Genomic DNA, 1,856 nt, shown 5'->3' with positions numbered 1-1,856 from the left:
TTAGGTCTTAGCTCAAGAAAGTTTGCTTTTGCACTACCACATCTATTAAATGATTATTTAGGTGATGCATTATGGGCATTAATGATTTTCACTGGCTTTGGATTTTTGTTTCCTAAAACAGAGACGAAGAAGTTGGCTTTTATTAGTTTAATGTTTTGCTACGGGATTGAAGCGAGCCAATTGTATCATGCGGAATGGATAGATAGCATTCGTGGAACGACTTTGGGCGGACTCGTGTTGGGATACGGTTTTTTGTGGAGTGATTTAGTGGCTTATACAATTGGTGTTGGAGTGGGAATACTGTGTGAGGTTATTTTTCGGAAGAAATAAGAATTGTAAAAGGGGTATTGTAAATGGAACAAGCACTGGAAATTGCAAAGCTTTGGTTTCGAAATGAACATGTCACAGCTACTGTAATTCAACCAAAAGTAGCGAAGGTTTTATGCAAGAATAAAGAGTACATTTTAAAGAGAACGGGATCGATAAAGCAACTTCTAGTTGAATTCGATGTTTTGAAGCAACTGTATGAAAAGGGAATTAAAGTACAGAGAGTAGTAAAGACAGAAAATGATGAACAATATGTATTATATAAAGAAAAATATTATTGCTTATATGAGTATGTTGCCGGAAGTGTTTTAGAAATAAAAGATACGAATAAGCTGGAAAGGCTAGCAAGTACAATTGGAGAAGAAATAGCTAATCTGCACAAAGCATTACATTCGGTGAATAGTGACCATGAGTTAATAAAAAGAGATTTATATAAGATGGTATTTGAATGGGCTATACCGATTTTAGAAAAGAATGAGCATGTTCATCGAGAGGTAATTCAAAAGATGGAGCGAATGCACGCAGCTTTCAAGGAAACGGTCCATCCATTACCGAGACAAATTATTCATCGTGATATGCATCTATCAAATGTAATCTTTAAAGATGATAAACTGGAAGGTTTTATAGATTTTGAGATTTTAGAAAATAATGTAAAAACATTTGATTTATGTTATTGCTGTACAAGTATATTAAGCGAGCTATTTAGTGATGAAAAATTAAGAGGGAAATGGTTACATATCGTTAGCAAAGTCTTTGAAGGTTATTATAAACAAAATGATTTAACGAAAGAAGAACTAAAAGCCATTTGGTATGTTATGCTTTCAATTCAAATTATCTTTATTGCTTATTTTGTCCAGTTACCAGATTTATTAAAGTTAAATGAAGAAATGTTCTTCTGGATTTTTGCTAATAAGGAAGCTATTGAAGAAGTTATAGAAGGTATCGTAAAGGTATGAAAAAAATAATATTAATTGGTTCTGGTGGTTCAGGAAAATCTACATTAGCAAGGCAGTTAGGAAATAAATTAAATATTAAGGTGCATCATCTTGATGCATTATTTTGGAAACCGAATTGGGAAGGTGTTCCGAGAGAAGAACAAATAGCAGTTCAAAATAACTTAATTAAAGATGAGAAGTGGATTATTGATGGGAATTATGGCGGGACGATGGATATCAGACTGAATGCAGCTGATACAATTATCTTCCTTAATATTCATAGAACAATTTGTATTTATCGTGCGTTTAAAAGAATTGTAAAATACCGGAATAAAAAAAGACCAGATATGGGCGAGGGATGTGAAGAAAGATTTGATTTGCAATTTTTTAAATGGATATGGAAATATCCTAATGCTAAACGACCTACAATTTTAAAAGGGTTAGAGCAATTGTCCGAAGAGAAAAAGGTTATTGTTTTAAAATCTCCAAATGAGGTTCGGAAATTTTTAGAGCACATATAATAATAGAATGTGACACAACAATTCTTTTTGAATCTTACCGATTAGTTTAATTAAACTAATCGTTTTTTATTAT

General features: G+C 32.3%; 3 protein-coding genes. All 3 read left to right on the top strand.

The features are described from left to right. Positions 1-330 (top strand): DUF2809 domain-containing protein (locus ACQGS6_RS27595; RefSeq protein WP_426965965.1); only part of this gene is annotated, 330 nt, incomplete at its 5' end. A 23-nt stretch (positions 331-353) separates the two neighbouring features. Continuing rightward, positions 354-1,283 carry a phosphotransferase enzyme family protein gene (locus tag ACQGS6_RS27590; protein WP_000434090.1) on the top strand — a complete coding sequence of 310 codons (930 nt, stop codon included), beginning with the start codon at positions 354-356 and terminating at the stop codon, positions 1,281-1,283. Next, the gene (locus ACQGS6_RS27585; RefSeq protein ID WP_000720554.1) at positions 1,280-1,783 is read left to right on the top strand and encodes a DNA topology modulation protein; all 504 of its coding nucleotides are present in this window, start codon (positions 1,280-1,282) and stop codon (positions 1,781-1,783) included. Before ACQGS6_RS27590 ends, ACQGS6_RS27585 begins: the two co-directional genes overlap by 4 nt. The last annotated feature ends 73 nt before the right edge of the window (positions 1,784-1,856 follow it).

This window comes from Bacillus sp. GMs2/2, assembly GCF_050172095.1.
In the GTDB taxonomy this organism is placed as follows: Bacteria; Bacillota; Bacilli; order Bacillales; family Bacillaceae_G; genus Bacillus_A; species Bacillus_A cereus.
The sequence above is the reverse complement of the archived record's forward strand: the minus strand, read 5'-3'. Positions and strand labels throughout refer to the sequence as shown.

Bases quoted from the DNA above. Each gene is read 5' to 3' on its own strand.
- ACQGS6_RS27590 (WP_000434090.1), top strand. From the start codon at position 354: ATGGAACAAGCACTGGAAATTGCAAAGCTTTGGTTTCGAAATGAACAT.
- ACQGS6_RS27585 (WP_000720554.1), top strand. From the start codon at position 1,280: ATGAAAAAAATAATATTAATTGGTTCTGGTGGTTCAGGAAAATCTACA.